General features: G+C 72.0%; 28 protein-coding genes and 3 tRNA genes. 17 read left to right on the top strand and 14 right to left on the bottom strand.

The genetic code is table 11. From position 1 onward, the window contains the following. Positions 1 to 52 precede the first annotated feature (52 nt). From ACWAT2_RS03590 to ACWAT2_RS03580, 3 genes are all read right to left on the bottom strand, one after another. Entirely contained in the window at positions 53 to 775 is a 723-nt protein-coding gene (locus tag ACWAT2_RS03590) for a lytic polysaccharide monooxygenase (protein WP_402370863.1), read from the bottom strand. A 137-nt stretch (positions 776 to 912) separates the two neighbouring features. Further along, positions 913 to 1656, bottom strand: a complete 744-nt coding sequence (locus ACWAT2_RS03585; RefSeq protein WP_402370866.1) for a phosphotransferase — start codon at positions 1654 to 1656, stop codon at positions 913 to 915. 20 nt (positions 1657 to 1676) lie between these two features. Continuing rightward, on the bottom strand, positions 1677 to 2648 hold the full coding sequence (locus tag ACWAT2_RS03580) for an EamA family transporter (protein WP_402370868.1): 972 nt from the start codon (positions 2646 to 2648) through the stop codon (positions 1677 to 1679). Between the two features lie 39 nt (positions 2649 to 2687). Between ACWAT2_RS03580 and ACWAT2_RS03575 the strand changes: the two genes are divergently transcribed. Beyond that, positions 2688 to 3227, top strand: a complete 540-nt coding sequence (locus tag ACWAT2_RS03575; protein WP_402370870.1) for a CGNR zinc finger domain-containing protein — start codon at positions 2688 to 2690, stop codon at positions 3225 to 3227. Positions 3228 to 3233: 6 nt separating this feature from the next. Here the strand turns inward: ACWAT2_RS03575 and ACWAT2_RS03570 are convergent, their stop codons facing one another. Further along, positions 3234 to 4163: a 3-methyladenine DNA glycosylase gene (locus ACWAT2_RS03570; RefSeq protein ID WP_402370872.1), complete on the bottom strand. Its 930-nt coding sequence runs from the start codon at positions 4161 to 4163 to the stop codon at positions 3234 to 3236. A gap of 54 nt (positions 4164 to 4217) precedes the next feature. On the opposite strand from ACWAT2_RS03570, the gene ACWAT2_RS03565 reads away from it, so the two are divergent. Further along, positions 4218 to 4382, top strand: a complete 165-nt coding sequence (locus ACWAT2_RS03565) for a hypothetical protein (protein WP_402370875.1) — start codon at positions 4218 to 4220, stop codon at positions 4380 to 4382. A 16-nt stretch (positions 4383 to 4398) separates the two neighbouring features. On the opposite strand, the gene ACWAT2_RS03560 is transcribed toward ACWAT2_RS03565, so the two are convergent. Continuing rightward, positions 4399 to 5532 carry a heparan-alpha-glucosaminide N-acetyltransferase domain-containing protein gene (locus tag ACWAT2_RS03560; RefSeq protein ID WP_402370877.1) on the bottom strand — a complete coding sequence of 378 codons (1134 nt, stop codon included), beginning with the start codon at positions 5530 to 5532 and terminating at the stop codon, positions 4399 to 4401. A 224-nt stretch (positions 5533 to 5756) separates the two neighbouring features. Here ACWAT2_RS03560 and ACWAT2_RS03555 point away from each other — a divergent pair, with 224 nt between their 5' ends. Beyond that, positions 5757 to 6575 carry a class I SAM-dependent methyltransferase gene (locus ACWAT2_RS03555; RefSeq protein WP_402372070.1) on the top strand — a complete coding sequence of 273 codons (819 nt, stop codon included), beginning with the start codon at positions 5757 to 5759 and terminating at the stop codon, positions 6573 to 6575. Positions 6576 to 6650: 75 nt separating this feature from the next. Here the strand turns inward: ACWAT2_RS03555 and ACWAT2_RS03550 are convergent, their stop codons facing one another. Both ACWAT2_RS03550 and ACWAT2_RS03545 read right to left on the bottom strand, forming a co-directional pair. Continuing rightward, a complete protein-coding gene (locus ACWAT2_RS03550; RefSeq protein ID WP_402370879.1) occupies positions 6651 to 7568 on the bottom strand; it encodes a DUF4190 domain-containing protein in 918 nt (305 codons plus the stop codon). 100 nt (positions 7569 to 7668) lie between these two features. Then, positions 7669 to 8154 (bottom strand): DUF4190 domain-containing protein, encoded by a 486-nt coding sequence (locus tag ACWAT2_RS03545; RefSeq protein WP_402370882.1) that lies wholly within the window; start codon positions 8152 to 8154, stop codon positions 7669 to 7671. 98 nt (positions 8155 to 8252) lie between these two features. Here ACWAT2_RS03545 and ACWAT2_RS03540 point away from each other — a divergent pair, with 98 nt between their 5' ends. The 3 genes from ACWAT2_RS03540 to ACWAT2_RS03530 all read left to right on the top strand — a co-directional run bounded on the left by ACWAT2_RS03540 (position 8253) and on the right by ACWAT2_RS03530 (position 11297). After that, complete coding sequence (locus tag ACWAT2_RS03540) at positions 8253 to 9038, top strand: fumarylacetoacetate hydrolase family protein (protein ID WP_402370885.1); 786 nt, start codon at positions 8253 to 8255, stop codon at positions 9036 to 9038. Between the two features lie 61 nt (positions 9039 to 9099). Continuing rightward, complete coding sequence (gltX, locus tag ACWAT2_RS03535; protein WP_402370887.1) at positions 9100 to 10551, top strand: glutamate--tRNA ligase; 1452 nt, start codon at positions 9100 to 9102, stop codon at positions 10549 to 10551. Then, positions 10548 to 11297, top strand: a complete 750-nt coding sequence (locus ACWAT2_RS03530) for an HAD family hydrolase (protein ID WP_402370890.1) — start codon at positions 10548 to 10550, stop codon at positions 11295 to 11297. Before gltX ends, ACWAT2_RS03530 begins: the two co-directional genes overlap by 4 nt. A 32-nt stretch (positions 11298 to 11329) precedes the next feature. Here ACWAT2_RS03530 and ACWAT2_RS03525 read toward each other — a convergent pair whose 3' ends face one another. Beyond that, positions 11330 to 12415 carry a YeiH family protein gene (locus ACWAT2_RS03525; RefSeq protein ID WP_402370893.1) on the bottom strand — a complete coding sequence of 362 codons (1086 nt, stop codon included), beginning with the start codon at positions 12413 to 12415 and terminating at the stop codon, positions 11330 to 11332. 69 nt (positions 12416 to 12484) lie between these two features. Between ACWAT2_RS03525 and ACWAT2_RS03520 the strand changes: the two genes are divergently transcribed. Then, a complete protein-coding gene (locus ACWAT2_RS03520; protein ID WP_402370895.1) occupies positions 12485 to 13384 on the top strand; it encodes a LysR substrate-binding domain-containing protein in 900 nt (299 codons plus the stop codon). Here the strand turns inward: ACWAT2_RS03520 and ACWAT2_RS03515 are convergent. Beyond that, complete coding sequence (locus ACWAT2_RS03515; RefSeq protein ID WP_402370897.1) at positions 13353 to 14117, bottom strand: class I SAM-dependent methyltransferase; 765 nt, start codon at positions 14115 to 14117, stop codon at positions 13353 to 13355. The two genes, ACWAT2_RS03520 and ACWAT2_RS03515, sit on opposite strands and share 32 nt — an antisense overlap. Positions 14118 to 14314: 197 nt before the next feature. Here ACWAT2_RS03515 and ACWAT2_RS03510 point away from each other — a divergent pair. The 3 genes from ACWAT2_RS03510 (at position 14315) to ACWAT2_RS03500 (ending at position 14684) form a co-directional block, all read left to right on the top strand. Continuing rightward, positions 14315 to 14386: transfer RNA gene (locus ACWAT2_RS03510), tRNA-Gln, on the top strand. Positions 14387 to 14483: 97 nt separating this feature from the next. Next, positions 14484 to 14556 (top strand) — tRNA-Glu (locus tag ACWAT2_RS03505). A 55-nt stretch (positions 14557 to 14611) separates the two neighbouring features. Then, positions 14612 to 14684, top strand: a tRNA-Glu gene (locus tag ACWAT2_RS03500). A gap of 69 nt (positions 14685 to 14753) precedes the next feature. Here ACWAT2_RS03500 and ACWAT2_RS03495 read toward each other — a convergent pair. The 3 genes from ACWAT2_RS03495 to ACWAT2_RS03485 form a co-directional block, all read right to left on the bottom strand. After that, a complete protein-coding gene (locus ACWAT2_RS03495) occupies positions 14754 to 15617 on the bottom strand; it encodes a PH domain-containing protein (RefSeq protein ID WP_402370900.1) in 864 nt (287 codons plus the stop codon). A 2-nt stretch (positions 15618 to 15619) separates the two neighbouring features. Then, a complete protein-coding gene (locus tag ACWAT2_RS03490) occupies positions 15620 to 15787 on the bottom strand; it encodes a hypothetical protein (protein WP_402370902.1) in 168 nt (55 codons plus the stop codon). A 100-nt stretch (positions 15788 to 15887) separates the two neighbouring features. Beyond that, positions 15888 to 16607, bottom strand: a complete 720-nt coding sequence (locus ACWAT2_RS03485; protein ID WP_106268618.1) for an IclR family transcriptional regulator — start codon at positions 16605 to 16607, stop codon at positions 15888 to 15890. 131 nt (positions 16608 to 16738) lie between these two features. Between ACWAT2_RS03485 and leuC the strand changes: the two genes are divergently transcribed. Continuing rightward, positions 16739 to 18214 carry a 3-isopropylmalate dehydratase large subunit gene (gene leuC / locus ACWAT2_RS03480; protein WP_402370906.1) on the top strand — a complete coding sequence of 492 codons (1476 nt, stop codon included), beginning with the start codon at positions 16739 to 16741 and terminating at the stop codon, positions 18212 to 18214. Between the two features lie 28 nt (positions 18215 to 18242). Beyond that, entirely contained in the window at positions 18243 to 18881 is a 639-nt protein-coding gene (leuD, locus tag ACWAT2_RS03475; RefSeq protein WP_402370909.1) for a 3-isopropylmalate dehydratase small subunit, read from the top strand. A gap of 165 nt (positions 18882 to 19046) precedes the next feature. Here the strand turns inward: leuD and ACWAT2_RS03470 are convergent, their stop codons facing one another. Beyond that, a complete protein-coding gene (locus tag ACWAT2_RS03470; protein ID WP_402370911.1) occupies positions 19047 to 19910 on the bottom strand; it encodes an LLM class flavin-dependent oxidoreductase in 864 nt (287 codons plus the stop codon). A gap of 116 nt (positions 19911 to 20026) precedes the next feature. Here ACWAT2_RS03470 and rnhA point away from each other — a divergent pair, with 116 nt between their 5' ends. Further along, complete coding sequence (gene rnhA, locus ACWAT2_RS03465) at positions 20027 to 20461, top strand: ribonuclease HI (protein WP_402372072.1); 435 nt, start codon at positions 20027 to 20029, stop codon at positions 20459 to 20461. A gap of 80 nt (positions 20462 to 20541) precedes the next feature. Next, positions 20542 to 21945, top strand: coding sequence for a dihydrolipoyl dehydrogenase (gene lpdA, locus ACWAT2_RS03460; RefSeq protein WP_402370914.1), 1404 nt, complete (start codon positions 20542 to 20544; stop codon positions 21943 to 21945). 193 nt (positions 21946 to 22138) lie between these two features. On the opposite strand, the gene ACWAT2_RS03455 is transcribed toward lpdA, so the two are convergent. Further along, a complete protein-coding gene (locus ACWAT2_RS03455) occupies positions 22139 to 23140 on the bottom strand; it encodes a LacI family DNA-binding transcriptional regulator (RefSeq protein WP_402370916.1) in 1002 nt (333 codons plus the stop codon). A 195-nt stretch (positions 23141 to 23335) separates the two neighbouring features. Between ACWAT2_RS03455 and ACWAT2_RS03450 the strand changes: the two genes are divergently transcribed. From ACWAT2_RS03450 to ACWAT2_RS03440, 3 genes are read left to right on the top strand one after another with little or no spacing between them, the layout of a single operon-like run. Further along, positions 23336 to 24655, top strand: a complete 1320-nt coding sequence (locus ACWAT2_RS03450) for an ABC transporter substrate-binding protein (protein ID WP_402370919.1) — start codon at positions 23336 to 23338, stop codon at positions 24653 to 24655. 5 nt (positions 24656 to 24660) lie between these two features. Continuing rightward, on the top strand, positions 24661 to 25674 hold the full coding sequence (locus tag ACWAT2_RS03445; protein WP_402370921.1) for a carbohydrate ABC transporter permease: 1014 nt from the start codon (positions 24661 to 24663) through the stop codon (positions 25672 to 25674). Then, positions 25671 to 26552, top strand: coding sequence for a carbohydrate ABC transporter permease (locus ACWAT2_RS03440; protein ID WP_402370924.1), 882 nt, complete (start codon positions 25671 to 25673; stop codon positions 26550 to 26552). Before ACWAT2_RS03445 ends, ACWAT2_RS03440 begins: the two co-directional genes overlap by 4 nt. Positions 26553 to 26658 lie beyond the last annotated feature (106 nt).

Genomic DNA, 26658 nt, shown 5'->3' with positions numbered 1-26658 from the left:
TCCGGTCGGCAGCACGAGCTGCCGACCGGAGCCAGACCTGCCGACCGGAGGGTCAGCAGGCGCCGAGGTCGCTCCAGGCGCCCCACTGACCGGCGGCGGAGGGGTCCTCACCCCGGCTCCACCACTTCGCCACGTACTCGCGCCCGTCGTGGGCGACCTCGTCGCCCTTGACGTACGCGGCCGACGGGTCCCAGGCTGCGGCCTCGCAGTCACCCGGCTCCGGGTCCGGCTCGGGGTCCGGGTCGGGCTGGCCGCCACCGTTGCCGCCGACCGTCACGTCGACGCACGCGTAGAAGGCCATGGCGGTGTCCGCGACGTTCCACCGGGCGAGGATCGTGTGGTCACCGGCGGGCAGGCTGTCGAGCGTGTGCTCGACGACGGCGCCGGGCCGCGCGCCGCCGTCGTCGAACGTGCGGTGCAGCACGCCGTCCACGAAGTACTCCCACGTGCTGGTGGCGTGCATCGCGGTGAGCTGCCAGCGCATCGTCACCGAGGAGTCGATGGTGGTGCGGGGCCAGGGCTTGCTCTCGTCGTCGAGGATGTCGAACCCGCTGCCGCCAGAGCACTGCATGGAACCCTTCGGGGCCTCCACGCTCTGCGGCTCGTACTGCAGGCCGCCGCAGTCGAACGACAGGTTGCCGGTGCTGCAGTGATCCTGCCGGCTGGGCGGGTTGGTGACCCACCCGTGGGCGTTGGCGGTGGGGGCGACCGCCAAGGGGGCGAGCAGTGCCACCAGTCCGGTGACCGTGGCTACCAGTGCTGTGCGCCATCGCATCGTGCGTCTCCTGTTCGTCAGGTTTCTGGACAAATTCGACGCTAGGCCGCAGCAATAGTCTGCGCATCGGGTGAAACCCGTCAACGTCGCGCCCGCGGCGGGTGCTCGCTACGGGTTCTCCCGTACGGTGCGCGTGATCAGCCCAGGTTCCACAGGTCCCGGTAGAAGGCGATCCGCTCCGCGTCGGGTGCGATGCCGTACGCCGCGAAGAAGGCGGCCTCGTGGTCGCCGGCGTAGTTCCAGCCCAGACTCATGCTCGCCGTCGCCAGATCCGCCCAGCGATCGCCCACCCCGAGCGTGCCGAGGTCGACGTGCCCGGCCGGTGCGCCGTCGTCGGCCACCAGGGTGTTCGGTGCGCAGGCGTCCCCGTGGCAGACGACGAGGCGGTCCACGGCGGGGATCGGGCCGAGCCGCTCGCGCGCGGCGGCGTCCAGCCGGTCGGCGCGCTCCTGAGCGCTCCAGGAGAACGGGCACGCGTCCACCGGCAGGGAGTCGTGCAGGGCCCGCAGTCCGGCCCCGATCGCGCGGGCGGCCTCGTCGGGCCGCGCCTTCCAGGCCGGGTCGACGGCGGATCGCCCCGGCAGCGCGGCGGTGACGAGCCACGCACCGTCCTCGTCGTGCCCGCGGCCGAGCACGCGGGGCACCGCGGTGTAGCGCGCCGCCCACGCGAGGCGCTCGGCCTCGGCGGCGAGGTCGAGCTCGGGCGTGCCGTGCGCGACCCATTTGACGTACCGCGTCCCGGCCGCGCCGACGAGGCGAAAGGTGAGCCCGCCGAGCTGGTTGCGCCACACGGGGGTGACGTCGTCGTCGGCGGCGAGCGCCCGGACGGCGGCCGGGACGGCGACAGGTTCCCGGGGAGCGGAGGCGAGGGGGAGGGCCATGCGGGCCATCCTCGCCGAGGTCAGGCGCTCGTGGCGAGGGCTTCCGCGCGGCGAGCCGTGGCGGCCTCGCCCTGCTGGACCACGACGACGCCGGCGAGCACGAGCGCTCCGCCCACCAGCTGGACGGGGCTCGGCAGCTCGCCGAGCAGCGCCCAGGCGAGCAGCACTGCGCTGAGCACCTCGAGCAGGCCCATGAACGCGGCCACGCGTGCACCGAGCCGACGTCCGGCCGCGATGCCGGTCACGTAGGCGACACCGGCCGTCACGAGACCGAGGACGGCGAGCACCTGCCACCAGGGCACCGCCGCCGTGCCGAGCGTGGCAGGTGCCGTCGACGCGGTCACGGGCAGCAGCCCGACGGCGGCGAGCGCCCCGAGCGCGACCGCTCCGACCGTGAGCCCGCCGGCGGCGAGGCTGAGCGGCGGCAGCCCGGTGTCCGCCCGGGCATTGATGAGGAAGTAGGCCGAGGCCCCCACCATCGCGCCGAGCGCCCAGGCCGTGCCGACGAGGGAGACACGCGCGCCGGTGAGGTCGAGAACCAGGACGAGGCCGGCCAGCGCGAGCGCGATGCCGCCGAAGGTCGCCGGCGCGGGTTGCTGGCCGTGGCGCAGCCAGAGCCAGACGACGACGGCCACCGGTGCCGAGTACTCGACCAGCAGGGCCGGGCCGACCTGCATGTGCTGCACGGCGGCGAAGTAGCAGAACTGGGTCGCGGCGACGCCGAGCAGCCCGTAGAGAGTGACGAGCCGGACGTTGCGCCGGACGGCGTCCCAGTCGCCGCGCAGCGCCGCGAGGCCGAACGGCAGCAGCACCAGGGCGCCGATCGTGATCCTCACGAGGACGACGGCACCGGGGCTCCAGCCGGTGTCGAACAGGGCGCCGGCGAGCGGTCCGGAGAGGCTGAAGCTGATCGCCGAGACGACGGCGAGAGCGAGCCCCGCGCTGGTCCGCGGACGGCGCGCGGCGGAGACGTCAGGCGTCATTTGCTTCATGGCTCATGACACTACGGTCGCTCTTGATAACGTGTCAACATGTCTTTCACTCCTGACGCCGTGGAGGCGCTGCAGTCTGCGACGGAGCTCGTCAACGCTGCCGAGCCGCCGGCCACCCTCACCACGGTGGCGGAGCTCGACGCGTTCTTCCGGCGCCACCGCTACACCGGGCGCCTCGACGGCACCGAGGGTGAGCTGGACGCCGTGCTGGCCCTCGCGCCACGGCTGCGGGAGCTGCTGCTCGCCGACCGTGACGACGTCGCACCGCTCGTCAACGCGATGCTCGCCGAGGTCGGCGCCGTGCCGCGCCTCGTCCGCCACGAGCACGAGGACTGGCACCTGCACGCCGTCGAGGACGACGCCCCGCTGGCCGACCGCATCCTCGCCGAGACCGCGATGGCCATGGTCGACGTCGTCCGTGCCGACGAGCACTCCCGGCTGGACGTCTGCGCCGACGCGGACTGCTCCGGCGTCGTGCTCGACCTCTCGCGCAACCGGTCGCGACGCTACTGCTCGGTCACCTGCACCAACCGCAACGCCCAGGCGGCGCACCGCGCGCGCCGGGCCGGAACCGCCTGACGCCGGTCAGTCGGCCAGCAGCCGGTCGCACACCTCGACGATCCGGAGCCGCAGGGCGTTCGCGCGATCGGCGAAACCGCGCTGGCGGCGCACGTACTCGGCCTTGCCCTCGGGCGTCTCGACCGACACCGCCTCGACCCCGTACGAGGACACGTCGTACGGCGAGGCCGCCATGTCGGTGTAGCGGATGTCGCGGGCCAGCTCGAAGGAGTCCAGCAGGAGGTCACCGGGCACGGCGGGCCCCAGCTTGGACCCCCACTTGTACAGGTCCATGTTGGCGTGCAGGCAGCCCGGCTGCTCCATCGCGACCTGGCGCTCGCGGGTGGGGCGCAGCCCGTTGGCCTCGCGGGCCTCCGGCGTGAAGAACCGATAGGCGTCGAAGTGGGAGCAGGCGATGCGGTGGGACTCCACCACGGCGTCGGTCCCGTCATGGCCGAGCCGCAAGGGGAGCGGGTGCCGGTGGTCGCGGCCGGCGGCGGCGTCCCGGTACACCATGGCCCACTCGTGCAGCCCGAAGCAGCCGAACGTCCCCGGCCGTGCCGCCGTCGCCCCGACGAGCGAGCGGACGTAGCGCACCGCCTCGCCCCGGTCGGCGAGGAACGCGGACACGTCCAGCGTGGCGCCGTCCGCGCCGTCGGGCAGCGTCGTGCCGCGGTACCAGCGCCACCCGTACCGCTCGTCGCCGTCGGGTACGGGGACGACGGCGCCCGCCCCGGCGTGCCACCGCCGCAGGTGGCTCACCCGCGTCGGGTAGTAGGTGAAGAGGAAGTCCTCGACGGCGTGCTTCTCGCCCCGGTCGCGGGCGTCGCGCCAGACGGCCGTCAGTGCGTCCGCACGGTCGGCGTGCTCGGCGGCCCGGGTGCGCCAGTCGCGTACGACGGCGGTACGCGGCAGGCGCTCGGGGGCCTCGGCGGGTGCGGGGACCGGTGGCGTCACCCTGCCAGAGTAGGTCGGTCCGGCGTATGATCGAAGGGACGGGAGGTGGTGATGATGGCCACCATCGGAACGCAGTCGGACCTCGACGCGGAGCAGGACGGCATCAAGCCCACGCCACACGTGCCCCAGGACTCCTGGATCCAGCAGCACGGCCCCGCCGTGGGGCTGCTCGTCGGCCTCTCGGCACTGCTCTGGACACTGCTGCGCTACGCCGGCTGACCTGCCGGGCGGCTCCTCAGGCCGCCGGACGGTCCGTCGTCGGAGGTGGTGCCGTCCGCCGCGCCACGCCGGTGATCGCCCGTTCGAGCGGTCCGCGCCCGAGGAGCGCCCGCCAGGCGCTCGCCGCCACGAGGGTCACGAGGACCAGCACCGTCAGCGGCCCGTTGGTCGTCGCCTCCACCAGGTCCCACCGCCAGATCGCGACGATCTGCAACGAGTAGACCGTCAGCGCCATCGACCCGACGGCGGCCAGCGGCGCGAGCACGACCGACCCGATGCGTCCGGCGTACAGGCACAGACCGAGCACCGTCAGCGCGAACCCGCCCGATCCCACCACCTCGAAGAACGTGTCGTCGTGCGGCCCGGACCGGACGAGGTACCCGGCGGCGGACCCCGGATCGAACTCCACCGCCAGCGACGAGGAGGCGAGATATCCGACCGCGGTCGCCGCGAGCCCGCCGGTCACCATCCGGCCGCGCAGCCGCGCGGAGCGCGGGTCGCACCGACCGATCGCCATCCCGGCGAAGACGTACGCCATCCACACCACGGCGGGGTAGTGGCCGGTGACCAGGAAGTCCGTCAGTGCGCCGGAGCCGTCCCGCGGCACCCGCAGCCCGGCCCGGCCCAGGTGCTCCGGCACCCAGTAGGCGAGCAGCGGGCCGACGACGGTGACCGCCGCGGCGGCGAGGGCCAGCCGGCGCGGGCCCCAGCGCAGGAACGGCAGCGCGAGCACGAAGTAGGCGGCGTAGAACCCGAGGATGAGCAGCACGCGCGTCCCGAGCAGGTCGAGGAGACCCACGAGGGCGAGCAGCAGCACGGCCCGGACCAGGAGCCAGGCGCGCGCGTGCACCAGGGCGTCACCGGTCTGGGGGCGGGGCCCGCCGGTGACGACGGCGAGCGAGACGCCCGCGACGAGCGCGAACAGGATCGACGAGCGCCCGTCCGCGACGGTGAGCCACACCGTCGGACCCTCGACGACGCCGACGTGCGCCGTGAACATGCCGAGGACCGCCAGGCCGCGGGCGACGTCGAGGCCGGGCACCCGGCCGGGACCACCGCGCAGACGCGTCCCGGCCCGGCGCAGGGCCGGGACGAACCTGCGGGACGCGGCCGGTGCGTCCGGGGCCGGGGCGCCTTCGTCGGAGACCATGCGCCGATGATCCCGCAGCGTCCGTCTCGTGAGAACAGGGTGTCTCGGCGCGGCGCGTTCACTAGGTTGGGCACATGAGCGATCTGCCGATGGAGTCCGAACCCGAGTTCCCGGAAGCGCCGAGCTTCGGCAGCCCGTCCGACGGACCGAGCGGGAGCGCCTCCGACGAGCCGCACGGCGCCGCACTCTCCGACGCGATCGAAGCCCCGAGCACCCACCAGACGGTGCCGAGCCAGGAGTCCGAGTCGTACACGCACGGGCACCACGAGTCGGTGCTGCGCGCGCACCGGGCGCGCACCGCGCAGAACTCTGCCGGGTTCCTGCTGCCCCACCTGCGCGACGACATGCACGTGCTCGACGTCGGCTGCGGGCCGGGCACCGTCACCACCGACCTCGGCCGCATCGTCGCGGGTGGCGACGTGGTGGGCGTGGACGCCTCCGAGACGGTGCTCGACGCCGCCCGCTCGCACGCGGAGGCGATCGGTGCCCACAACGTCCGCTTCCAGCAGGCCAACGCCTACGAGCTGCCCTTCGACGACGACACCTTCGACGTCGTCTACGCCCACCAGCTCTTGCAGCACCTGTCGAACCCGGTCGCGGCGCTGCGCGAGATGAAGCGGGTCGCCAAGCCGGGCGGTCTCCTCGCGGTGCGCGACGCCGACTACGCCGCCATGGCCTGGTACCCGGAGTCCGCCGGCCTGCGCGAGTGGAACACGCTCTACCACGAGGTCACGCACGCCTACGGGTTCGAGCCCGACGCCGGCCGCCGCCTCTTCTCCTGGGTGCTGGACGCCGGCTTCGACGTCTCCGGGACCGTGCCGAGCGCGTCGTCGTGGTGCTACGCGACGCCCACCGACCGTGAGTGGTGGGGTCAGCTCTGGGCCGAGCGGTGCGTCGAGTCGAACTTCGCGCGGCAGGCCGTCGAGTCCAACCTGGCCGACGACGTCGCGCTCGAGCAGCTCGCGCAGGACTGGCTGACCTGGGCGCACTCGCCGGACGGCTGGTTCGCCATCCTGCACGGCGAGGTGCTGGCCCGGGCCTGAGGTCCCCCGCACGCGCACGCCCGCCCCCGTCGAGCACCTCGGCGGGGGCGGGCGTCGTCACCGGGCGAGATCGGCTCAGCTGGTGACGGTGAGCGTCTCGTACTCCAGGAAGCCCGGCTCCAGGTCGACCTGGACGTCGCCCGTGTCCGCGACCATGTACGCGACCGAGAAGGTCAGCGACTTGCCCGGCTGGATCTTCGAGCTCGGCATCATGTCGATGCCGTCGTCGTACACGGCCATGGACTCCGACCCGCCCGAGGCGACGATCGGGTACATCAGGACCGGGTCGAAGACCTCGTCCGTGTCGTTCTCGATCGTGACCTCGAAGACGACCGGGGTGCCCTCGCCCTCGGCGCCGACGGCGTACTCACCGGGTGTGAACTCCTCCGGGGCGGTCACGGTGACGGCCAGGCCGTCGGCGTAGGTGTACGTCTCGTCGAAGCCGACGACACCACCGGCGTTGGTGGCCTCTCCCGACGTGATGGCGTCGACGTCCTCGGAGTCGATGCCGGCGTCCTCGAGGGACTGCTCGATCAGGCTGGTCTGCTCCTCGACGGTGCTGCTGACGAACGCCGCGGTCACCATCGAGATGACGATGGACAGCGCGATCGCCACGACGGAGAGCGCCGTACCGATGATCGCCATGACCTTGCCGCCGCCCGTGCCCCGTGCCGCCTTGACGATGGCGATGATGCCGAGCACGACGCCGACCACGCCGATGACGGCCGAGCCGATGTTGAGGAACGGGATCCAGCAGCCCAGCAGCGCCACGATGCCCAGCACGAGCGCCGTGATGGCCAGCCCGCTGCGCTCCGACGCCGGCCGCGGCTGCGGCGGCCCGTAGGGACCCGGTGCCGGAGGCTGCCCGCTCGGCGGTGCCGGGGCAGCCGGCTGGTTCCCGTACGGCGTCGGCGCGCCGTGGTCGGTGTAAGGGCTGGGCGGTGCGGCGGGCTGGCCCGTCGGGCCCTGCGCGTCGTAGGAGGGCGTGCTCATGCGTCGTCCTTCGTCGGGGGATGGAGGACGTGACGATACCGAGCGTGCGCGGCGTCCGGCCGGAGCGCCGCGGGTGAAATGTCGCGGCTGTCCCGTCGGGTCAGCTGTTCTCCATCTCCATCTCCATGTCCTGCTCGAGCTCCTGCAGGATCTCGGGGTTCTCGTCGATGAACGTGGAGCCGGCGTTGAACGCGATCACGTTGACGACGATCGAGAGCACGATCGCCAGGACGCTGAGCGCCGCACCGACCATCGCCATGACCTTGCCGCCGGCCTCGCCCTTGGAGGCCTTCGCGATCGCGACGATGCCGAGGATCAGCCCGACGAGACCCATGATGATCGAGCCGATGTTGAGGACCGGTATCCAGCAGCCGAGCAGCGCCAGGATGCCCAGCACGAGCGCGGCGATGGCCAGCCCGCGCTTCTCGGTGGGAGGCTGCTGACCGTAGGAAGGCCCGCCGGACGAAGGCTGACCGGGGGCGGGCTGACCGTACGGCTGCTCGCCGTAGGGCTGCTGGGCCGGCTGTCGACCGGGCTCCTGGCCGTAGGGCTGCTGGCCGGGCTGCTCGGGAGGAGGCGTACTCATGGGTCTCCTTCGTGGAGGGTCGTCTGGAACGGCCGCCCGGCGTCGCCCGCGACCGCACTGTGCATGGTGACATTACCCCGGACCGTTAGCCTTGACCTGTGCGCATCGCGAGATTCACCACCGGCGACGACCCCCGCTTCGCCTTCGTCCAGTCCGAGGGGGACACCACCTATCTGGCCGTGCTGAGCGGTGATCCGCTCTACATGCCGGCCATGCCGACGGGGGAGCGGGTCGAGCTCGGCGACGGCGTCCGGCTCCTCGCACCGGTCATCCCGCGCTCGAAGGTGGTGGCCGTGGGCCGCAACTACCTGGACCACGTCCGGGAGATGGGCAGCGAGCCGCCCACCGCGCCGCTGCTGTTCCTCAAGCCGAACACCTCCGTCGTCGGCCCGGACGACCCGGTCGTGCTGCCCGACTGGACGCAGGAGGTCTCCTACGAGGCCGAGCTCGCCGTCGTGATCTCCAAGCTCTGCAAGGACGTCGAGCCGGAGAACGCCCGCGCCTACGTGCTCGGGTACACGGTCGCGAACGACGTCACCGCCCGGGACGCCCAGCGGACCGACGACCAGTGGGCGCGCGCCAAGGGCTTCGACTCGTCCTGCCCGCTCGGTCCCTGGATCGAGACCGACCTGGACCCGGAGGACGTCGCGGTCCGCTCGCGCGTCAACGGTGCGCCGAAGCAGGACGGCCGTACCTCGCAGATGATCTTCGACGTCGAGTATCTGGTGTCCTACGCCTCGAAGGCGATGACGCTGCTGCCGGGCGACGTGCTGCTCACCGGCACCCCGGCCGGTGTCGGCCCGATCGAGGCCGGGGACCGCGTGGAGTGCGAGGTCGAGGGCATCGGGGTGCTCGCCAACCCCGTGGTGCGGCGCGAGGTCTGAGCGGCGCCGCGTCCGGCGCCCGCGTGCGATGCGTCGCGTCGTCGCCAACTAGGCTGTGCCCGTGACCCCCGCAGCTGGTAGTTCCGACGTCCGTGTCCGCTTCGCCCCGTCGCCGACGGGCATGTTCCACGTGGGCGGCGCGCGCTCCGCGCTGTTCAACTGGGCTGTCGCCAAGCAGACGGGCGGGACGTTCGTGCTGCGCATCGAGGACACCGACACCTCCCGCAACAAGCCCGAGTGGGTGGACGGCATCCTCGCCGCCCACGCGGCGCTCGGCATGCACGCGGACGACCCGACCTTCGAGGGGCCGTACTTCCAGTCGGCCAACGTCCAGAAGCACGGTGAAGCACTCAGCAGCCTCCGTGAGGCCGGCCGCGCCTACTACTGCGACTGCACGCGCGACGACGTGGCCGCGCGCACGGGCAACAAGCAGTCGGGCTACGACGGCTTCTGCCGCGACCGGGGCCTCGAGGAGGCGCCCGGCCGCGCGCTGCGCTTCCGGACGCCGGACGACGGCGAGACCCGCGTGGTGGACCTCATCCGTGGCAACCCGGTCTTCCCGAACGACGCGATGGAGGACTTCGTCGTGGCGCGCGGCGACGGGTCGCCGGTGTTCCTGCTGGCGAACGTCGTCGACGACCTGGACGAGGGCATCACCCACGTGATCAGGGGCGAGGAGCACCTGTCGAACACGCCCAAGCAGCAGCTGCTGTGGGCCGCGCTCGGTGCCGAGCCGCCGGTCTGGGCGCACCTGCCGGTCATCGTCAACGAGAAGCGGCAGAAGCTCTCCAAGCGCCGCGACAAGGTGGCGCTCGAGGACTACCTCGCCGAGGGCTACCTGCCCGCCGCGATGGTCAACTACCTCATGCTGCTCGGCTGGGCGCCGGGCAACGACGAGGAGATCCTGCCGTTCGACGAGATGATCTCCCGGTTCCGCATCGAGGACGTGAACAGCGCCTCGGCGTTCTTCGACCTCAAGAAGCTCGCCGCGTTCAACGGCGAGTACATCCGCGCGCTGTCCGTGGACGAGTTCGTCGCCGCCGTCGGGCCGTGGCTGCGCGCCCCGCACGCCCCCTGGGCCGAGGAGCGGTTCGACGCCGCCGCCTTCGCCGCCGTCGCACCGCTCGCCCAGTCCCGGGTGGCGCTGCTCAGCGACATCACCGACAACGTCGATTTCCTGTTCCTCGACACGCCGGTCGAGGACGAGAAGTCGTGGAACAAGGCCATGAAGCCGGGCGCCGTCGAGCTGCTCACCGACGTGCGCGCCGTGCTCGCGCAGCTCGAGCCGTGGGAGGCGGAGCCCTTGAAGGGCGCCGTCGCGTCCACGGGCGAGCAGCACGGGCTCAAGCTCGGCAAGGCGCAGGCGCCGGTGCGCGTCGCCGTGACCGGCCGCACGATCGGCCTGCCGCTGTTCGAGTCGCTCGAGGTGCTCGGCCGCGAGCGCACCCTCGGCCGGATCGACGCCGCCCTGGCCCGCCTCGCGGAGAACCCGCCGCAGGCTCCCGCCCGGTGACGGCGTTCGGGGCCGTCGGCGGGCGGGTCGACGCCGTCCTGCTGGACGTGGACGACACCCTGGTCGACACCAAGGGTGCGTTCGCGACGGCGCTCGCGGCCGTGGCGCAGGCGCACCTGCCCGGCGACGTCGACCATGCCTCGGTGCTCGACCACTGGCGGGCCGACCCGGCGGGTCACTACCGCGCCTACACGCGCGGCGAGACGGACCACCGCACCCAGCGCCGGCTCCGGGCCGACCTGCTGCACCGCACCTTCGGGGGAGCTCCGGTGGGCGAGGACTCGTTCGACGCCTGGGACGAGCTGTTCTGGGGCACGTTCGAGCGGTCGTGGCAGCCGTTCGACGACGCCGTGCCGTGCGTGGACGCTCTGCGCTCCGCGGGCGTCCGCGTCGGGGTGGTGACGAACGCCGCGGTCGCCCTGCAGGAGCGCAAGCTCGCCGCCGTCGGGGTCGATCTGCCGGTGCTGGTCGGGCTCGACACGCTGGGCTACGGCAAGCCGCACCCGGACGTGTTCGTCGAGGGCGCCCGGCTCGTCGGAGCCGCGCCCGAGCGCACCGCGTACGTCGGCGACGAGCCGCGGATCGACGCCCGGGCGGCGCACGACGCCGGCCTGGTCGGCGTGTGGGTCGACCGCCCCGGCGCCCGCCGGGCCGACGAGCACGCGGTGGACGCCGACGCGCTGCGCTCGGCCGGGATGGTGGTCGTGACGGGCCTCGGCGAGGTGCCGCCCGCCCTCGGCCTCTGAGGCGTCGCGGCCCGGCGGGCGCCGGGAACCGGTCAGGGCACGAGCAGCAGGACGGCGCCCAGCGCGGTGCCGGTGACGACGACGGCGGAGCACGCGCCGAGCAGCAGCGCCCGCCCGCCGGTGCGCACCAGCCGCGGCACGTCGACGCCCAGTCCGAGCGCGAACATCGCGGCGACGAACAGGGTGGTCGTGACGAGAGCGGCCGCGTCGAGCACCGGGTCCGGGACGACGCCGAGGCTGCGCAGCACCACGGCGCCGAGGAACCCGAGCACGAACCCGGGGACGAGCGGCGGGCGACGTCCGCCGTCGTGCCGTGCCGCTCGTGCGGTGAGCGCCGCACGGCGCGACCGGAGGGCGCCCGTGCCGGCCACGAGCGGCGCGAGGAGCACGACCCGCGCCAGCTTGGCCACCGTGGCGGTGGTGAGCGCCGTGGCGCCCGCCAGGCCGCCCGCCGCGGCGACGACCTGGGCGACCTCCTGCACGCTCGCGCCGATCCACACGCCGGCCTGCGTGCCCGTGAGGCCGAGGAGCCCGGCCAGCCGGGGGAGCACGACCACGGCTGCCGTCCCGTAGAGCGCGACGAGTGCGAGGGCGACGGCTGCGGCGTCCTGCGGGGCCTCGTCGTCGCGGCGCCGGGGGAGGCGGTCGAGTATCCCTGCCATGGCGGACACGGCGGCGGCGCCGCAGACGGAGAACCCGGTCGCGACCAGCAGCGTCGTGTCGCGCGGCACGCCGAGCCGGGGGCCGAGCGCGACGGTGGCGCCGAAGGTCGCCGTGAGGGTGAGTGCCACGACCGCCAGGCCCCGCCACCCGAGCCCGAGGACGTCGCCCAGCGAGAGCTGCAGGCCGAGGAGCACGACCCCGGCGCGCAGCACGTGCCGCGCCACCCAGCCGGTGCCCGGCTCGACGGCGCGGGCGAGCCGGGCGGCGTGCCGTCGGCCGGGAGTGCGGTCCTGCCGACCGCGTGCGCCGAGCGCCGAGCCGCACGCGGCGCCCAGCAGCAGCGCCAGGACGAGCGGCGACACGGAGGGAGCCGCCCGGGCCAGCAGGGGAGCGAGCCCGAGCAGGGTCGCGGTCGCGCCGGCGGTCAGGGCGAGGCCGGGCGCGAGTCGGGGCATGCGACCACCCTCGTCGCGTCCGGAGCCGGCCGGTAGGGCGAGGTCGTGATCCATCCATAGACTCGCCCTATGGTGGATCGGACGTCGCTGGCCTCGCTGGAGCTGCTCGTCGCCCTGGACACGCACGGTTCGATCAGCGCCGCCGCGCGAGCGCTCGCGATCGCCCAGCCGACGGCGTCCGCGGGCCTGCGCCGGCTGGAGCGGCGCCTGGGTCTGGAGCTCGTGACGCGCGGCTCGCGTGGCACCGCCCTCACCCCGACCGGTCAGGCGGCCGCCGGCTGGGCGCGCGAGGTCGTCGAGGCGTCCCAGCGCTTCGAGACGGCGGCCGCGGGGTTGCGCGCGGGGCCGACGACGGCGCTGCGGGTCGCCGCGAGCCTGACGGTCGCGGAGTACCTCGTGCCCCGGTGGCTGGCCCAGCTGGCCGTGCAGGGGAGCGGCGAGGACGTGGAGCTGCTGGTGCGCAACTCGCACGACGTCATGGAGCTCGTGCTGGAGGGCGGCGCCCAGCTCGGCTTCGTCGAGAGCCTCGGGGTGCGGCGCGGGCTGCGCAGCCGGACCGTGGCCCACGACGAGCTCGTCGCCGTCGTGGCGCCGGGGGATCGCTGGGCGCGGCGTCGGTCGGTGGGGGCGGGGGAGCTGCTCGCCGGCCGGCTGGTCCTGCGCGAGACCGGCTCGGGCACCCGGGAGATCCTGGAACGGGCACTCGCCGCCGTCGGCGAGAGCCTGCCCGCCCACCTGCCGACCCTGGGCTCGACGTCGGCGCTCAAGGCGGCCGTGCAGCACGGCGGCCAGGTCGCGGTGCTGTCCGGGCTCACGGTGGCCGACGACGTCGCGGCGGGCAGGCTCGTCGCGCTCCGGGTCGACGGCCTCGACCTGACGCGACGGCTGCGGGTCGTGTGGCGCGACGGGGCGGCGCCGTCGGCTGCGGCCCGCCGGCTCAGCGCCGTCGCGCGCGGTACGCCGTCGTGACGTAGGGCATGGCGATCTCCTGCGTCCCCGCGAGGTCGGGGTGGGTGACGACGAGGTCGTCGACCCGCTGCAGCAGCTGGTCGCGCTCGGGTTCCGGCAGGGTGAGCAGGTAGCTGCGGGAACCGGCGAGCGCGCGCAGGTCGGCGGTCGGCAGGTGGTGCAGCCAGCGGAACTCGGCGACCTCGATCTCGCCGAACGAGTCGTCGAGGGTCGGGGCGCCGCTGCTCTGGTCGCTGTCCGGCTGGAGCTGGTCGCCGGTGTGCAGGATCTCGCCGAAGCGGCCGACCCAGTCGATGCGCTCGTCGCGGTCGTTCCAGACGACGGCGAGCGTGCCGCCCGGCCGCAGGACGCGGGCGATCTCGGCCGACGCGCGAGCCTCGTCGAACCAGTGCCAGGCCTGCCCGACCACTGCGGCGTCGATCGAGGCGTCCGGCAGCGGGAGGTTCTCGGCGGTGCCCACGTGCGCGGTGACGTCCGGCAGGGTGGCGACCAGCTCGTCCAGCATCGCCGGGGAGGCGTCGACGGCGACGACGTCCAGGCCGCGATCGACGAGCCGCCGCGTGAGCAGACCCGTGCCGGCCCCCAGGTCGAGGACGTGGGCGGCCTCCGGCGGGACCATCCAGTCGACGGCGTCGGCCGGGTAGGTGGGGCGCACCCTGGCGTACACGTCCGCGCCGGTCGAGAAGGAGGCGGCGCGGTCGGAGGGTGATTGCGGGTCGGGAGTCGACGGCATGCCAGCAGCGTCCCACGTCCGGGCCCGGCCGTCAGCCGGTCCGCCCTGGTGCGGGCGGCGGGAACCCGGTGGGACGTGACGAAGGGCACCGAGGATCGAGTTTGGATCCAAGCGGCCGGTCCGGTAATGTTTCGGGTCGTTGGGCCGTACGGAAACCGGCGTTGAAGTCGGATATGTCCGGGTAGGTCCGAACACCATGGGGTATGGTGTAATTGGCAGCACGAGTGGTTCTGGTCCACTTAGTCTAGGTTCGAGTCCTGGTACCCCAGCGCAGTGTTCTTCCGCGCCTCTCCTCGGGATCCTTGGTCCTGCACGGTGCGCTAGAGTACTCACGGCAAATCGGCCCTCGCGGTCGAGGAACCATAGGCCCCCATCGTCTAGCGGCCTAGGACGCCGCCCTCTCACGGCGGTAACGCGGGTTCAAATCCCGCTGGGGGTACGCATCGGTCCGTTCGAGGATCGTCGCACCGGCTCCGGCGACGGAGTCACGTCCGGCCCCCATCGTCTAGCGGCCTAGGACGCCGCCCTCTCACGGCGGTAACGCGGGTTCAAATCCCGCTGGGGGTACAGAGCACGAGGCCCGGTCCTGTCGGACCGGGCCTTCGTCGTTCCCGCACGTTCGTGCGTGCGGCGGGCTCAGAGGAAGGGCTCGGGGACCGTGGGGCCGGCGCCGCTGCTGGTCGGCGGCTCGTACAGGTCCTGCTTCCGCTTCACCGGGAACAGGCCGCGGCGGCGGGTCCGTGAGCGGGGCCCTTCCTGGGCAGGCGGCGCTTCCGGATCGAACGGTGCGACGTCGACGTGGTGGTCGGCGCCCTGCGCGGGGCCGGTGCTCTGCGGGTGGTCGATGCCCTGCGCAGAGCTGTCGGGGCCCGGCTCGCGATACTCTGCCGGCCCGGCCTGCCCGACCGTCGGGAGCTCCGCCGTCGTCGGTCGGGGTTCGCGCTTGCCCACGGGGACGATGGCCGGGGGAGTCGGTGCCGGGCGAGCCTCGGGCGTGCCGGATTTGTTGGGGAAGAAGATGGTGTCCGTCAGCTTGCGGTAGGTGACGTCCGGATCCGGGACGTAGTTGACGCGGCTCAGCGCCTGGTCCTGGCCGGCTGACTCCATCACGAACCGGCCGTAACCCAGCACCTGCCCCATCGGGGTACGGGTGTAGCTCATGTCCGTGACTTTCAACATCGGCATCATCGCCACCTTGTGGACCACGAACCCGTAGGTGAGCAGCAGACGCTTGTCCGTCGCGACGAACCACTGGTAGTTCCACTCGGCCCACCTCAGGGCGAGTCGGCCCGCCGGCAGCAGCCACAGGACCCAGACCCCACCCATGCCGGTCGCCTGGTGCAGCAGCGCGACGACGACGGTCGCGGCCACGGTCGTCAGGATCGGCTCGAGCAGTGTGGCCCAGTGCAGGCGCGACGCGAACACCGCCCGCTCGTGGGCCAGCACGTAGCGGCGCAGGTGGCGGTGCGCGCGCACCGCTCGGTCTGGTGCGTTGTCCACGGCTACGACGTCAGGTTGGCGAGAAACTCCCCGAAGCTGCCGAACGCGTTGGCGATCACGTCCCAGATCGCCTTGATGATGTCCGCAGCGCGGTCCGGGCTCGTCACGATCGCGTAGATCAGAAAGATCACGACGAGCCAGATCAGGAGGGTCTTGGCCTTGGCCGGCATCGGGTCCTCACGCCTCTCGGTCGGCGGGGCAGGGTCGCCCCGCTGGTCGGGAGCCTACTGACCTGCGGGGCGACCCCGCGACAATCAGTTCGGCGCGCCGTCACTCGCCGGCGCGCTGCAGCACCTCGGTGAGGCGGTTGGCCGCCGCGACCACGGACGCCGAGTGCAACCGACCTGGTTGACGGGTGAGTCGCTCGACCGGTCCGGAGACCGAGACGGCTGCGACGATCCGCCCGGACGGCCCGCGGACCGGTGCCGACACCGAGGCGACGCCCAGCTCGCGCTCCGAGACCGACTGCGCCCAGCCGCGCCGTCGGACGCCGGAGAGGATCGTCGCGGTGAAGACCGCCTCGCGCAGACCGCGGTGCAGGCGGTCGGGCTCCTCCCAGGCGAGCAGGATCTGGGCCGCGGAACCGGCGTGCATCGTCAGCGTGGCGCCGACCGGGATCGAGTCGCGCAAACCGACGGGACGCTCGGCGGCGGCCACGCAGACGCGATGGTCGCCCTGGCGGCGGTAGAGCTGCGCGGACTCGCCGGTGTGGTCGCGCAGGGCCGTGAGCACCGGGTTCGCGGCGGCGAGCAGGCGGTCCTCACCGGCGGCCGTCGCGAGCTCGTTGAGGCGCGGGCCCAGCACGAACCGGCCCTGCATGTCACGGGCCACGAACCGGTGATGCTCGAGCGCGACCGCGAGGCGGTGCGCCGTCGGGCGGGCGAGGCCGGTCGAGGAGACCAGTTGCGCCAGGGTGGCGGGACCGGCCTCGAGTGCTCCGAGTACGGACGCGGCCTTGTCCAGTACGCCGACTCCGCTAGTATCGTCCATAGGTCGATACTGACGTCTCGCTTGGTGAGATTGCAAGTTCTACACAAACTTCGGTTCGTGGACAGGGCGTCGGATCGCGTACCCACACGTCGACGACAGCCACCCACAGGTGGCAGAACGAGGAGCTCGAGATGGCCGGCACGCTGGCAGAGAAGGTCTGGGAGGCGCACCTGGTGCGCCAGGGCGCCGAGGGGGCACCGGATCTGCTCTACATCGACCTCCACCTCGTGCACGAGGTGACGAGCCCGCAGGCGTTCGAGGGGCTCCGCCTCGCCGGCCGCCCCGTGCGGCGCCCGGACCTCACCATCGCCACCGAGGACCACAACACGCCCACGCTCGACATCGACCTGCCGATCGCGGACCTCACCAGCCGCACGCAGATCGACACGCTGCGCAACAACGCGGCCGAGTTCGGCGTGCGGATCCACTCCCTCGGCGACGCCGACCAGGGGATCGTCCACCAGGTGGGCCCCCAGCTCGGGCTGACCATGCCGGGGCTGACGGTCGTGTGCGGTGACTCGCACACCTCCACGCACGGTGCCTTCGGTGCGCTCGCCTTCGGCATCGGCACCTCCGAGGTCGAGCACGTGCTCGCCACGCAGACGCTGCCGCTGGCGCCGTTCAAGACCATGGCGATCACGGTCGACGGCGAGCTGCCCCCGGGCGCCACCTCGAAGGACATCATCCTGGCGATCATCGCCAAGATCGGCACCGGCGGCGGGCAGGGCTACGTGCTCGAGTACCGCGGCGAGGCCATCCGCAAGCTCTCGATGGAGGCGCGGATGACCATCTGCAACATGTCCATCGAGGCGGGTGCTCGCGCGGGCATGATCGCTCCCGACGAGACCACGTTCGAGTACCTCCAGGGCCGCCCGCACGCGCCCGAGGGGGAGGACTGGGACGCCGCCGTCGAGTACTGGAAGACGCTGCGCAGCGACGACGACGCCACGTTCGACGAGGAGGTCGTGCTGCGCGCCTCCGACCTCGAGCCGTTCGTCACCTGGGGAACCAACCCGGGCCAGGGCCTGCCCCTCTCGGCGAACGTGCCCGTCCCGGCCGACATCGCCGACGAGGGCGAGCGCGTCAGCGCCGAACGGGCGCTGGAGTACATGGGCCTCGACGCCGGCATGCCGCTGCGCGACGTCAAGGTCGACACCGTCTTCATCGGTTCCTGCACCAACGGACGCATCGAAGACCTCCGGTCCGTCGCGAAGGTCCTCCGCGGCCGCGCGAAGGCCGAGGACGTGCGTGTGCTCGTCGTGCCGGCGTCGGCCCGCGTGCGCCTGCAGGCCGAGGCCGAAGGGCTGGACGTCATCTTCAAGGAGTTCGGCGCCGAGTGGCGCAACGCCGGGTGCTCGATGTGTCTCGGCATGAACCCCGACCAGCTCGCGCCGGGCGAGCGCGCGGCGTCCACGTCGAACCGCAACTTCGAGGGCCGGCAGGGCAAGGGCGGTCGGACGCACCTCGTCTCGCCGCTGGTCGCCGCCGCGACCGCCATCCGCGGCACGCTGTCCTCGCTGTCCGACCTCGACCTGGAGGGCGACGTCGACCTGACCACGTTCGACGGCACCCCGCTGGCACCGCTGACCGCCCCGTCGTTCGTCTGAGCCCCCCGCGCTTTCTACAGGAGTCACCATGGAGAAGATCACCACCCACACCGGCGTCGGGGTGCCGCTGCGCCGCAGCAACGTCGACACCGACCAGATCATCCCGGCCGTCTACCTCAAGCGGGTGACGCGCACCGGGTTCGAGGACGCGCTCTTCGCGGCGTGGCGCAGCGACCCGTCGTTCGTGCTGAACCAGGAGGCGTACTCCTCCGGCTCCGTGCTCGTGGCCGGCCCCGACTTCGGCACCGGGTCGTCGCGCGAGCACGCCGTCTGGGCGCTCAAGGACTACGGGTTCCGCGTCGTGCTCGCCTCCCGGTTCGCCGACATCTTCCGCGGCAACTCCGGCAAGCAGGGTCTCGTGGCCGGCATGGTCGCCCAGGAGGACATCGAGCTGCTCTGGAAGATCCTCGAGGCCAAGCCCGGCACCGAGGTGACCGTGGACCTCGAGTCGCGCACCGTGCACGCCGACGACGTCACCGTGCCGTTCCAGATCGACGAGTACACGCGCTGGCGGCTCATGGAGGGCCTGGACGACATCGGCCTGACGCTGCAGAACGAGCCCGACATCACCGCCTTCGAGGAGACGCGCGCCGCGTGGCGCCCGAAGACCCTCCCGGCCAAGCACCTGCCGAAGGTCGACATCGAGCCGGCGCGGCCTGTCTCCTGACTCTCGTGTCCGGCTTGCGTCCACGGGCGGGCTGACGATGCCGCGCGCGGTCGCGCTCACGGGCGCTGCGCGCCCTGCGCTTTCCGTCTGACGACCGCGCGCGGCATCGTCAGCCCGCCCGTTCGTGCGTCGGTGTCGTGGAGCGGTGCCCGGCAGCGGGGGTCGTCAGAGGCTCGGCGGGCCTTGGCGCACCCGCTCGAGAAGGCTCTCGGGCGTCGTCGTGGTGGGGTCCCACCAGGACTCGACCCACCAGGTGGCACCGGCCTCGGCCGCTGTGCGCGCCTGCTCCTGCGCGACGGCGGGGTCGGCGTCGAGCCGGCCCTGCATGACGACGTCGTAGGTTCCGGCGCCGCCGTCCCGGTGCTCGGCGATCCAGTCGACCAGCTCGCGGATCTGCTCCGGGCCGGCCTCGGCGTCCTCAGGGGAGTCGCCGCGCACCTGCGGCACCATCCCGTCCCACCGCAGGGCACGGTCGAGGCTGCGCCGAGGCGGGCGTTCCGCGTCCCAGACTGCCACCGGCCAGACGGGGACCCGCCCGTGGACCGGTGGGACGGGGAACTGGAACGTGCCCGTGGTGACGTGCTCGCCCGACTGCTCGAACGATTCGCCGGACCAGGAGCGCCCGAGCCACGCCAGCACCTCGTCGAGGGCGTGCGCGCGCTCGCGCAGCGTCGACGGCTGGCCCGGCACGGAGGTGAACGCGCGGTCCATCGGGACGCCCACACCCACGGGGAGCACGAGCCGCCCACCGGAGAGGTGGTCGACCGTCAGGATCTGCTGGGCCAGCTCCCAGGGACGGCGGCGGGGGAACGCGAAGACCATCGCGCCGAGGATGATCCGCTCGGTCACCGCGGCCGCGGCCGCGAGCATCCCGAACGGGTCGAACGTCGGCTGGGCGTCGAAGCCCTCGACGTCCAGGCTCACACCGTCCCAGGTGAAGAACCCGTCCCAGCCGTGAGCCTCGCACTCCTGGGCGAGCCGCACCTGCTGCGTGGGGCTCCCGTAGCTGCCGATGAAACCGAACTTCATGACGTGGCCTCCCGCCGTCGTCCCTGGTTCGTGTCGATGTCGGGACGCTACGCCCGGCCACCGACACACCGGTCCCGGCGGGTCACGGTGGGACATAGGGTGACCGCGTGAGTGACATGCCGATCGTGGAGATGTGGACCGACGGGGCCTGCAAGGGCAACCCGGGGCTCGGGGGATGGGGTGCTCTGCTGAAGTCCGGCGAGCACGCCAAGGAGCTGTTCGGGGGAGAGAAGCTCACCACCAACAACCGCATGGAGCTCACCGCGGTGGTCGAGGCGCTGCGCACGCTCAAGCAGCCGAGCGCCGTCACGGTCCACACCGACTCGTCGTACGTGATGAACGGGATGAAGACGTGGATCGCCGGCTGGAAGCGCAACGGCTGGACGACGTCGGCCAAGAAGCCCGTCAAGAACGTCGACCTGTGGCAGGCGCTCGACGCCGAGGTGGCGCGCCACCAGGTCAGCTGGGTGTGGGTCAAGGGGCACGCGGGGGACCCGGGCAACGAGCGGGCCGACCAGCTCGCCAACGACGGCGTCGACTCGGTGCGCTGAGGCGCCGTCTGTCGTGCCGTCCTGGCCGGTGCGACACAGATCACGCCGCGCCGGTCACCGAGACCTCATAGGGTGGCCTCATGGCTTCCCACTACGACGTCGTCCTCCTCGGAGCTGGCCCCGGCGGCTATGTCGCCGCGATCCGTGCGGCACAGCTCGGCAAGTCCGTCGCCATCATCGAGGAGAAGTACTGGGGTGGTGTCTGCCTCAACGTGGGCTGCATCCCCTCCAAAGCGCTGCTGCGCAACGCGGAGCTCGCCCACCTCTTCAACCACCAGGCCGACTTCTTCGGCATGTCCGGTGATGTGACGTTCGACTTCGGCAAGGCGTTCGACCGGTCCCGCGACGTCGCGGACGGCCGGGTCAAGGGCGTCCACTTCCTCATGAAGAAGAACAAGATCACCGAGTACGACGGTCGCGGCGCGTTCCGCGACGCCAACACGATCGAGGTGACCCTGAACAAGGGCGGCACCGAGACCGTGACGTTCGACAACGCGATCATCGCGACCGGATCGAAGGTCCGCCTGCTCCCGGGCGTCGAGCTCTCCGAGAACGTCGTGACCTACGAGAAGCAGATCATGACCCGTGAGCTGCCGAAGTCGATCGCCATCGTCGGCGCCGGCGCCATCGGCATGGAGTTCGCCTACGTCATGAAGAACTATGGCGTGGACGTCACCATCATCGAGTACCTCGACCGCGCCCTGCCCAACGAGGACGCCGACGTCTCGAAGGAGATCGCCAAGCAGTACAAGAAGCTGGGCGTCAAGATCCTCACCTCGACGGCCGTGCAGACCGTCGAGGACAAGGGCTCGTCCGTCACCGTCTCCTACCAGGGCGTCAAGGACGACAAGCCCGGCTCGCTCGAGGTCGACAAGGTCCTCATGGCGGTCGGGTTCGCGCCCAACGTCGAGAACTTCGGGCTGGAGAACACCGGCGTGCAGCTCACCGAGCGCGGCGCCATCGCCATCGACGACCACATGCGCACCAACGTGCCGCACCTGTACGCCATCGGCGACGTCACCGCGAAGCTCATGCTCGCCCACGTCGCCGAGGCGCAGGGTGTCGTCGCCGCCGAGACCATCGGTGACGCCGAGACGATGACGCTGGGCGACTACCGCATGATGCCGCGCGCCACGTTCTGCCAGCCGCAGGTGGCCTCCTTCGGCCTCACCGAGGCGCAGGCCAAGGACGAGGGCTACGACGTCAAGGTGTCCACCTTCCCGTTCATGGCGAACGGCAAGGCGCACGGCCTCGGCGACCCGGTCGGGTTCGTCAAGCTCGTCGCCGACGCCAAGTACAACGAGCTGCTCGGCGGGCACCTCATCGGGCCCGACGTCTCCGAGCTGCTGCCCGAGCTCACGCTCGCCCAGAAGTGGGACCTCACGGCCGACGAGGTGGCGCGCAACGTGCACACCCACCCGACGCTGTCGGAGTCCGTCCAGGAGGCCATTCACGGCCTCGCGGGGCACATGATCAACTTCTGATCACGGCCCGACGGCGGTAGCGCCGCGGGCTGGGAGGCCCGGTCCCGCTCGACGAGAGCGGGGCCGGGCCTCCGTCGTCGCCGCCCCCGTCATCCCCGCTGCCCCCGGACCCCGCTGTGGGTGCACGACACGCCGCGGTTCCCTGGGAGCAGGCGGCGTGTCGTGCACCCACAGCGGTGAGGAGGACTCGTCGTCACCTCGGACGGCGCGTGCTCCCGCGCTCCACCAGGGCGACGTCGCCCACGACGTGCTCCGGCCCGGCGCCCCGGTCCTCGAGCTGACGTCGCAGGAGGCGCAGCGCGTGAGCCACCATCGCGTCGTGCCCCGGGTCGACGCTCGTCAGGCCGGGCCAGACGTGCTCCGAGATCCGCAGGTTGTCGAACCCGACGACCTGGACGTCGTCGGGCACGCGCCGGTCCACGTCGCGCAGGCCGGACATGGCGCCGATCGCGATCTCGTCGGTGACGCCGAGGACGCCGTCGACGGCGAGCCCGCCCGCGATCCGATCGGCGATCGCGGAGCGCGCCTCGGCGATCGAGAAGAACTCCAGGGGGATCACGAGCTGCGGATCCGGGTCCAGCCCGGCGGCGTCCAGCGCGTCGGCCCAGCCCTGCGCCCGCGACGACGCCATGTCGAGGTGGGGTGCGTCGAGCCGGCCGCCGAGCACCGCGATGCGCTGAGCCCCGCCCGCCAGCAGATGCTCGGTCGCGAGCCGGGCTCCGGCCACGTTGCCCATCTTGATGCTGTGGTAGCGGTCGGGCACGTCCTGCTCGCCGAGGAGCACGATCGGGACGTCGGGGTGGATGCGGTCGAGGTCGCGGAAGTCGAGGCCGACGGCGCTCAGCAGGACGCCGTCGTACTGCTGGAGGCGGGCGAGCGAGAGGGCGGAGAGCTCACGTTCGCGGTTGGCGCCGGACTGCTCCACCACCAGGTGCAGGCCGTCGGGGGCGAGCGCGTCGGATATCCGGGCCGCCAGCTCGCTGTAGTACTGGTGGTCGAACCGCGGCACGATGAGGCCCACCGTGCCGGTCCGCCCGGTGCGCAGCCGGCGCGCGGTCAGGTTGATCTCGTAGCCGAGCTCGTCGACGACCTCCAGCACGCGCAGCCGCGTCTCGGCGCCGACGTTGGGGCGCCCGTTGAGCACGTTCGACACGGTCATCAGGGAGACCCCGGCAACCCGGGCCACGTCGCTCATCTGGGTCGTCCGTTTCTTTCCCACGACGGGTCACTCTGCCAGGCCCGCTCAGGTCCGCACATCTTGGTCTCGCGCCCGGTCACGGAACGGTGACGATCAGTGGCCTCTCTTGACGGCCTGGGAGTCGTGGTGGTGAACTCTCGATCGCGAGGTTTAACGTTATACCCCGCCGGCAAACAAAGGAGATTGTCAACGATGACCCCCAACAACCGCCGTAAAGCCGCAGGCGCTGCGGCCGGCATCCTCGCGGGAGCGCTCGTGCTCTCGGCATGTTCCGGCACCCCCGAGCCCGGCGGCACCGAAATCGCCGAGGGCGAGCCGTACACCCTCACCGTGTGGACCAACTACACGACCGGGCCCGGCAAGGCGTGGTTCGACGACGTGGCCGCCCAGTACGAGGCAGCGCACGAGAACATCACCGTCGAGGCGCAGCACATCCAGAACGAAGAGGTCGACGGCAAGCTGCAGACGGCGCTCAACTCGGGCGACGCGCCCGACGTCTTCATGCAGCGCGGCGGCGGCAAGATGAAGGACATGGCCGCCGCCGGCCAGCTCGCGGACCTCACCGGGACCGCCGTCGACGCCCCGGAGCTGCGCGAACAGCTCGGCGACGCTGCGTACGAGGCGCTCACGGTCGACGGCGAGCTCGTCGCGGGCCCGCAGCTCATCCAGCCGGGCGGCATCTGGTACAGCCAGGACCTGTTCGCCGAGGCGGGCATCACCGAGACGCCCGAGACGATGGACGACCTGTACGACGCGGTCGACAAGCTCAAGGCGGCGGGCATCACGCCGATCGCCCTGGGCGGCAAGGACGCCTGGCCCGCGGCCCACTGGTTCTACTTCTTCGCCCTGCGCGAGTGCTCGCAGGAGACGCTGACCGCGACGAACGAGTCGCTGGACTTCTCGGACGAGTGCTACCTCCAGGCCGGTCAGGACCTCGCGGACCTCGCGGCGGTCGAGCCGTTCAACGAGGGCTTCCTGTCGACCTCGGCCCAGCAGGGTGCCAGCAGCTCCGCCGGGCTCCTCGCCAACCACCAGGCCGCGATGGAGCTCATGGGCGCCTGGCAGCCCGGCGTCGTCACCTCGCTCACGCCCGACGAGGAGCCGCTGCCGGACCTCGGCTGGTTCCCGTTCCCGCAGCTGCCTGACGGCGGCGGCGACCCCGGCGCGTTCATGGGCGGCGGCGGTGGCTACTCGTGCTCCGCGACCGCCCCCAAGGACCTCTGCGCGGACTTCATCGCCCTGATGAACTCCCCGGAGAACCAGGAGACCTTCTACGCGGCGTTCGGGACGATCCCGCTGAACAAGGAGGCGAAGGACGCCGTCACCGAGCCGTACAACATCCAGATGATGGAGGCGCTGGACAACGCCACCTACGTCTCCGACTGGCTCGACACCAACTACGGCCAGAACGTCGGCACCGCCCTCAACCAGGCCGTCGTCGAACTCCTGGCCGGCAACACCGACGCGGAGGGCCTCGTCCAGGCGATCACGGACGCTGCGGCCAAGGGCTGACCGACATGAACCACGCTCCGACCGCCGTCGTCGACGTGCCTCCGGAGCCCCGTCCGGCCGGTGAGGGTGCCACGCGCGCACCCTCGCCGGCCGGACGGCCGCGGAAGGCCCGGCGCCTCCCGTGGGGCAAGTGGGCGGAGATCGCCCTGCTCGCCGGCCCCGGCATCGTCGTCTTCGTCGCCTTCGTGATCTTCCCCGTCGTCATGGCGGCGTACTACGGGTTCTTCCGCTGGAAGGGCTACGGGCCGCCGACGGACTTCGTGGGGCTCCAGAACTACCGACTGATCCTCACCGATCCCGCCTTCCAGGACGCCCTGGCGCACAACGGGTTCATCCTCATCATGTCCCTGGTGCTGCAAGGGCCGGCCGCCATCGGCGTCGCGCTGCTGCTGAACAAGCGGATGCGGGGCCGTGCGCTGATCCGCGTGCTCATCTTCGTCCCGTACGTGCTCTCCGAGGTCATCGTCGGCATCGGGTGGGGCCTGATGCTGCACACCACCGGTGCGGCCAACGACCTGCTGGCGCGCATCGGCCTGGACGGGCTGACCCGTGACTGGCTCGCCGACCCGGACGTGGCGATCTGGTCCCTCATGGCCGTCCTGGTCTGGAAATACATCGGCTTCGCGGTGATCCTCATGCTCGCGGGGCTGCAGAGCATCCCCGAGGAGCTGCACGACGCGGCAGCGATCGACGGCGCCTCCTACTGGAAGGCGCAGCGGTACATCACGCTGCCGCTGCTGGGCCCGACCATCCGGATCTGGGCGTTCCTGTCGATCATCGGCTCGCTGCAGCTCTTCGACCTCGTGTACGTGATGTGGGGGCAGTACGTGGCCTCGACCGCGGGTACCTCGACGATGGCGACGTACATGGTCGTCAACGGCCGGATCTCCGGCAGCTACGGCTACGGCAACGCGGTCGCCGTCGTGATCTTCCTGATCTCTCTGACCATCGCGCTGGTCTACCAGCGCTTCGTCCTGCGCCGCGACACCGAGGGCGCGCTGACCGGAGGTGCCTCGTGACGGCCACGACGACGACGCCGCAGCCGACGACGCCACAGACGCTCAGGAAGTCGCACGAGAGCGGCGGATGGGGCAGCCCGACGGCGTACCTCGTCGCGTTCGGGCTGGTCGGGGTGTGCCTGGCACCGGTGCTGTACATCGTGCTCGGCGGGTTCCGGACGAACTCGCAGATCATCCAGTCACCGGCGGGCCTGCCCGCACCGTGGCAGATCGACAACTACGTCGGCGTGCTCACGGGCTCGATGTTCTGGCAGCAGATGTTCAACTCGCTCGTCGCCGGTATCGGCACGACCGTCGGCGTCGTGGTGCTGGGCCTCGGAGCGAGCTACGTCATCGCGCGCTACCCGTTCAAGGCCAAGGAGGCGATGTACTCGCTCTTCGCGGCCGGGCTGATGTTCCCCATGACGGTGGCCATCACGCCGCTGTACATCCTGGTACGGAACCTCGGCCTGACGAACACGCTCGCGGGCATCATCCTGCCGCAGGTCGCGTTCGCTCTTCCGGTCACGGTGATCATCCTCGTGCCGTTCCTGCGGGCGATCCCCCGGGACATCGAGGAGGCGGCGTCCATCGACGGCGCGAGCCGGCTGGGGTTCTTCGCCCGCATGGTGATCCCGCTCTCGATGCCGGGCGTCGTGACCGTCGGCATCCTGGCGTTCGTGGCCAGCTGGAACAGCTACATGCTGCCGCTGTTCCTCCTGAGCGACGACGCGCTCTACACGCTTCCGCTCGGCGTACAGGCGTTCGCGTCGCAGTACTCGACCGACACGGCGCGGGTGCTCGCCTTCGTGTCCTTGTCGGCGATCCCGGCCCTGATCTTCTTCTCCCTCTTCCAGCGCCGCATCGTCGGCGGGCTCACAGGAGCGGTCAAGGGCTGACCTGCACGGGCACGGACGACGGCGGCCCTGCCGTACCGCTCGAGCGGTACCGCAGGGGCCGTCGTCGTCGACGACATCCCCCGGAGGAGCTACCCCGGTTGCTCAC

The sequence above is a fragment of the Isoptericola sp. GX10416 genome (assembly GCF_056590155.1).
This window is presented reverse-complemented; position numbering and strand designations above follow the sequence as displayed.